A 6,266-nucleotide genomic window follows, 5' to 3' on the forward strand; every position below is an offset into this window, starting at 1 on the left:
CGGCGACGGCGCGGGCGACCGGGACGTGCCGTCCGCCGGTGTGCTCACCGGTGTCCGCGGCGGCGAGGTCACCGGCGTGCCGTCGCCGTCGCCGCCGCCGCGCATCAGCAGCGCCGCCGCGGACACGCCCGCCCCGGCCGTCGCGGCGACCAGCAGCGCCGCGACCAGCACGCTCCGGGTGGAGTGACGAACGGGCTCCAGGGGTGCCGCGGGAAGCGCCGTGCGGGGCGTGCGGAGCGGGACGGGAAGGCCGTGCCACGGGGGTGTGCGGCGGGCCGGCGGCTCCGGTGTGCGGCCCGAGGCGAGAAAGGTCCGCAGCATCCACTCCGCCTCGTCCGCCGTCAGCCGCCGGTCCGGGTCGCGCTCCAGCAGCCCCCGTACGACGGGCAGGATCGGTGCGGCCTGCGAGGGCGGCCGGATCTCGTCGGAGACCACCGCGTGAAGGATGCCGCCCAGCGAGTCGCGGTGGAACGGCGACTGGCCGCTGAGCGCGGTGCACAGCAGGGCGCCGAGCGACCACAGGTCGGACTCCGGGCCGGTCCTGACCCCGGACATCCGCTCCGGCGCGGTGTACTCCGGCGAGCCGACGAAGGACCCGGCCTCGGTGAGCGTGGTGGTGCCGGCCACCCGGGCGATGCCGAAGTCGGTGAGGACGACCCGGCCGGTGGCGGACTCCACCAGGACGTTCGCGGGCTTGATGTCCCGGTGCAGGACACCGGCGGCATGGGCCGTGCGCAGCGCGCTCAGCAGGGCGACCCCGATCCGGGCGCCCTCGACGGCGTCCACCGGACCGTATGCGGCGATCCGGTCGGCGAGCGAGCCCCCGTCGATCAACTCCATGACGATGTAGGGGCGTTCGTCCTGCTCGACGATGTCGTACACGACGATGATGTGCGGATGCCGCAGCTGTGCGACGGCGCGGGCCTCGCGCATCGTCCGCTCCCGCTGCATCGCCGCCTCCGCGGCGGACAGCGTCTCGTCGAACGGGAGTTCCTTGACGGCGACCTGGCGTCCGAGCAGCTGGTCGGTCGCCCGCCACACCACTCCCATGCCCCCGCGTCCGATCCGCGCCTGAAGGCGGTAGCGGCCCGCGACGACACGTAAACGGTCCCCCTCGGTCCCCATGCGCCTCATCATGCCGCAAGGGCCCCCGGCATTCCGGGGCGCCGATCGGCCAAGAGGCGGGGCGGATTCCGGCTTCCTCGAGTGAAACCGGTGACGCCGGTGGAACCGGTGACACCCGTGGGACCGGCGGGGCCCGGGACCTCCGAGGGGGAACGGCCGCCGCCCTCCGGGGCCGGTGCCCTCCCTTCGGGATCACCCCGTGCGCCGGTCCTTCGGGGTCACCCCGTGTACTGGTACGTCGCCGCGGCCTGCTCGTACAGCTCGGTCACCCGGTCCCGCTGGGCCTCGGGCCCCCGGACCTGCACGACGTGGTACCTGCCGTCGAGCAGGATGGCCAGATTGCGTACGAAGAGCTGCTGCCCGTTCGCGCCCGTCCAGGTGAACTGCCCCTCGGCCATGGTGCGTCCCCCCACCCGGACGGTCCGCAGTCCGGCGGAGGTGGACCAGCTGGAGGAGCGGTAGCCCTGCAACTCGCTCTCCTTCTCCCGCTGGTACACCATCGGGTCGCTGCCGAACTCGGCGGCGCTGTCCCGGCCGGGCACGACGATCAGCTCGAAGGAGCCGCGGGAGTAGACGATCCGGCCCTGGTCGTTCCTGGGCGCACGCGTCCAGCCCTCGGCGACGGCGATCCGGAAACCGGCGGGGTCCTCGCGCAGGACGAAACCGTCGGCGAGGACCGGGGCCGTGGTCTGCGCAACGGTGGAACCGGCGCTCTCCGACGGGCTGTTGCCGGTGCCGGACGAGGACGGGGGAGGACCGGAGCGGGGCACGTCGTCCGGCTCCGTCGGGGCCGGGCCCGCCTCGCCGACGGTTCCGGTGCGCTCGCCGCCCGTCGCACCGTCCTGTCCGGCCTTCGGCATGAACAGCATCGCGTACGCGATCGCGGCGGCCAGCATGAGCATGATCAGCAGAAGCAGGGTGCAGCCCAGGCGCCGCGGCGAACGCGACCGCTGCCTGGCCCGTTTGTGCCGTCCGTGCGCGACGGGCAGCCCCGCGCGCCGTCTGCGCACCAGCTCGCCGCGGCGGCGTACGACCGGCAGCCGCCCCGTGCCGGCGGGCGGACCGACGATGACGTGCGTGCCGGCCTCCGGCTCGGGGGCGGAGCGCACCAGGGAGCGCAGCCAGCCGCGCAGTTCCTCGAAGTCCGGCCGCTCGGTGGGGTCCTGACGCAGCAGCGACTCCACGATCGGGCGCAGCGGCCCGCACTCCTCGGCGTAGGCGGGCGGCTCGGCGCACACCATCTGCACCAGTTCGGCGGTCGACTCCTCCGGGTACGGAGCGTGCCCCTGGACGGCCCTGAAGAGGAGCGCGCCCAGCGCCCACAGGTCGGTCGCCGGGCCGATGGGGGCGGCCAGCTGCCAGTTCTCGTGGACGGGCCCGGCCTGTTCCGGCGCCCATCGTTCGGTCACCGGTCCCACCACGGCCATGCGCGCCTGCCGGGCCCGTTCGGCCTCCAGCGCGGTGGCGGGCCCGCGCGGCGCGGGCGTGCCGGCGGGCGCGTCCCACCGGGCGGGGACGGTGCCGGGCTCGGAGCGGCTCTGGGAGGGCACCGCCGGGGCGGGCTCGCTCCCGGGAAACGCCGTGGGCCGGCCGGCGCCGGCGGGCGGAAGGGAAAGGCCGGTCCCGGTGCGGGACGCGGTACCGCTCCGGACGCCGTAGGGGTCGGCTATCTGCCCCGGAGGGGTGAAGCGGTCCTCGTGGTCCGTGCCCGCCCGGGAGACGGCTCCGGCCCGGGGTGCGTCCTCGGCGGGCGGACGGGCGCCGGGCAGCGCGGCACGGGCGCCCTGCTGGGCCTCCTGCGCGCGGGCGGCCGCCCGCGCGGCGCCCTCGCGGTACGCGGCGAGGGCGGCCGCCCGTGCCGCCCTGATGTCCTCGCCGGTCCCCGGTGCCCGTTGGGCGAGTCCGCCCGGGTCCCCGGGCCCCGTCTGCGCACCCGGCAGCGACAGCGGCCTGGCCGCCCGTGCCTCTATCGCGGCCCGCCGTGCGGCCTCCGGGTCCGCCGGGACGAAGTCCGTGCCGGCCGCGGGCCCGCCGATGCCCCCGGCGAGGCCGCCGGTGCCGGGCCCTCCGGGGCCGCCCGGGTCGTCGGAACCCCTCGCGCCCACGGGGGCGTCCGGCTCCCCCGCGGACAGCGCCTCCCGGGCCGCGTCCTCGTCCTCCGCCTCCCGCACCGGTACCGGGTCGTACCCGCACAGGGCCTCCTCCGCCGCGCCGACCGCGAGGCCGGTCAGTATGACGCGGCCGTCGTCGCAGACGAGGACCGTGCGGGCGGTGATGTTGCGGTGCACCCACCCATGGGCGTGCAGGACCCGCAGCGCCATGAGGATGTCGGAGGCGACCTCGGCCGCCCGGTACGGCGTCAGCGGCTGCTCGGCGAGCAGGGCCGCGAGCGGCCGGGCGGCCACCAGTTCGCTGACGATCCACAGCGAACCGTCCTCCACGAACACGTCGAAGACCTGGTCCAGCCGGGGATGGTCGGGGATCCGCGCCACGGCCTGCACGGCCTCGACCGCCCTGCGCACCGCCGGGTCGGCGGGACGCCGTGTCGCCGTGCGGGCGGACCGGTCCTCGCCCGCCGTGCGCCCGCCGCGTGCCGCGCGGCCCCGGCCGTCGCGTGCCGTGAAACCGTCGGGCAGCCCGTCCGCGTCGAGCACCTCGGCCTCGACCACCTCCGGCAGCGGAACCTGCCGGATCAGGACTTCCTGTCCGCTGTAGGTGTCGAAGGCCCGGGTCTCGGTGAGTTCGTACTCGTCGGACGGAGGCAGCGGCAGGCGGTAGCGGTCGGCGAGAACCCGGCCCGCATAGTCGTCCACAGTGCCTCCCCCGGCCGCACGTCCGGTCAATTCCCTTTCCCACGCGCCCCGTTCGCAATGCTCACGGTCCGCAACCCTTCACGATACGTGCCGGAGCCGGCCCGCAAGGAGGGGATGGCGGATCTCGCGCGCCGAACCGGTGGATCGTGAGCGGGCGGCGGGACCGCCCGGCTCACGACTGCTTCGGCCGGAAGGTCTGCGTCAGCGTCCTCCAGGTCTGCTTGCGCAGGTCGCTGTCCCAGTTCGCGTCCTTCGCGGTGTACATCAGCGCGTGGCCGAGGTGGTCGTTCACCTTGAACCCGCGGTCGATGACGCGGTACTTGATCCCGTCGACGTAGGTGAACTCCCAGTCGGCGGTCTTCCAGCCCCGGTAGTCCACCGCCTCTATGCGGATCCGCTGGTACTGGGGGCGCTTCATGGCCCTTTCCTGGTTGGTCCAGTCGGCGACCGGGTCGTCCTTCGGCGTGGACGTCCAGGCGATCAGCAGCCTCTGCCCGTCGGGGCCGGTGAAGCGGTCCCCCGCGGGATCGGTGCTCACGTACTTCCAGCCCGCGGGCAGTCCGATGGAGTAGCCCTGCGCGCCCCGGTACGTCGACGCCACGGCGGCGCCGCCGTCCCCGTCCTTCCCGGCGCCGGAACCGGAACCGGATCCGGAGGCGGAGTCGGAGTCCGCGCCGGCGGCCTCGCCGTCCGCCGTCCCGCCGCCGGTGCTCGTGGCCGGGTCGTCCTTCGTGCCGCCGCCGCGGGCCGCGGAGCCGTCCCCGTCCCCGCTCGTGCCGGTGCCGCCGCCGGCGTCCTCCTTGGTCGAGACGCCGGTGGACGTCCCGGCGGTGGCGGCCGGGCGGCCGGTTCCGTTCCCGGCCCCCTCGGAGCTCTTGTCGTTCCCGTTGAGCATGAACACCAGCGCGGCGCCGACCACGGCGAGCACCACGACCACCGCGACGATCACCAGCGTCCGCTTCGGCACCACGTCGGTGAGCGACGCCCTGGACGGCTCCGGCCGCGACGGCAGGTCCAGATCCGGCGGTGTCATCACGGGCCATCCCGAGCCGGCCCGCCCCGTCCGCGTGCCGCCGGCCGGTTCGGGGGCGAGGGCACTGCGCGTGCGGGGCTCCGCGGTCGCCACGGCCGTCCTGCCCGCCGGGCCGGACGTCTCCTCGCCACGTCCGCCCACGGAACCGGAGGCACGACCGGAACCCGCCGAGCCGCTCGTGCCCCGGCCCGCGCCGGACTGCTCGGGCAGCGAGATGACCTTGGTGGCGTCCGCGGGCTCCGATGCGGCGGTCTCCTGCTCGGGCGCCTCGATGACGGCCTTGAGCATGGCCCGGGCGCCGGCGTCGTCGAGCCGCTTCTCCGGGTCCTTGGTCAGCAGGCCGAGGATGACGTCCTTGAGCGGGCCGGCGTTCTTGGGTTCCCGCAGCGGCTCGGTCATCACCGCGGTCAGGGTGGCGATCGCCGAGCCCTTGTCGTACGGCGGCACGCCCTCCACCGCCGCGTACAGCAGACCGCCGAGCGACCACAGGTCGGCCGCCGGGCCGGGCTTGTGCCCGCGGGCCCGCTCCGGGGAGATGTAGGAGGGGGCGCCGACCAGCATGCCGGTGGAGGTGATGGAGGGGTCGCCCTCGACCTGGGCGATGCCGAAGTCGGTGAGCACGACCCGGCCGTCGTCGGCGATGAGCACGTTGGACGGCTTCACGTCGCGGTGCAGGATGCCCTGGCGGTGCGCGGAGCGCAGCACGTCGAGGACCGCGAGCCCGACCTCGGCCGCCCGCCGCGGCTTCAGCAGCCCGTCCTCGCGGATGACCTCGGCGAGGGACTTGCCCTCGATGAGCTCCATGACGATCCACGGCCGGTCGTCCTCGTCGACCACGTCGAAGACGGTCACCGCGCCGGTGTCGCGGATCCGGGCGATCGCCTTGGCCTCGCGCAGCGTACGGGTGATCAGACGCCGTTTCTCGTCCTCGTCGATGTTCGACGGGAACCTCAGCTCCTTGACGGCGACCGTGCGGCCCAGGGTCTCGTCCTCGGCACGCCACACGGTGCCCATGCCGCCGCGACCGAGCACGTCCCCCAGCCGGTACCGGCCGGCGAGAAGACGCTCGCTCTTGTCCTGACGAGTGTCCTGGCGGGATGTCCCCGCCCGCTCCGCCTCCGACATGCGTCCCCTCATGCAACCCGCCCTGACAGAGGCTCCATTGTCCCTCACCCGACAAGTGCTCAACGCCCAGGGGGCCCCTGAGGACACCCCGGATCCGCGCCCGAACAACCCCTCGCGCGCGAGGAAATGACGGGGTGTGACAGGGGGGACGCACTAGGTGTTCTGTCCAC

At 74.8% G+C, this 6,266-nt stretch carries 3 protein-coding genes; all 3 read right to left on the bottom strand.

Annotated features, from left to right (window positions below; genetic code table 11):
• Positions 1 to 1,125, bottom strand: a 1,125-nt coding sequence (locus CCN35_RS09880; RefSeq protein ID WP_107501037.1) for a serine/threonine-protein kinase, incomplete at its 3' end; no start/stop codon positions are given.
• A 218-nt stretch (positions 1,126 to 1,343) separates the two neighbouring features.
• Complete coding sequence (locus CCN35_RS09885; protein WP_086792309.1) at positions 1,344 to 3,938, bottom strand: protein kinase; 2,595 nt, start codon at positions 3,936 to 3,938, stop codon at positions 1,344 to 1,346.
• A gap of 172 nt (positions 3,939 to 4,110) precedes the next feature.
• On the bottom strand, positions 4,111 to 6,096 hold the full coding sequence (locus CCN35_RS09890) for a serine/threonine-protein kinase (RefSeq protein WP_086792311.1): 1,986 nt from the start codon (positions 6,094 to 6,096) through the stop codon (positions 4,111 to 4,113).
• Positions 6,097 to 6,266: the final 170 nt, after the last annotated feature.

Source organism: Streptomyces thermovulgaris (genome assembly GCF_002155915.1).
GTDB lineage: Bacteria > Actinomycetota > Actinomycetes > Streptomycetales > Streptomycetaceae > Streptomyces > Streptomyces thermovulgaris.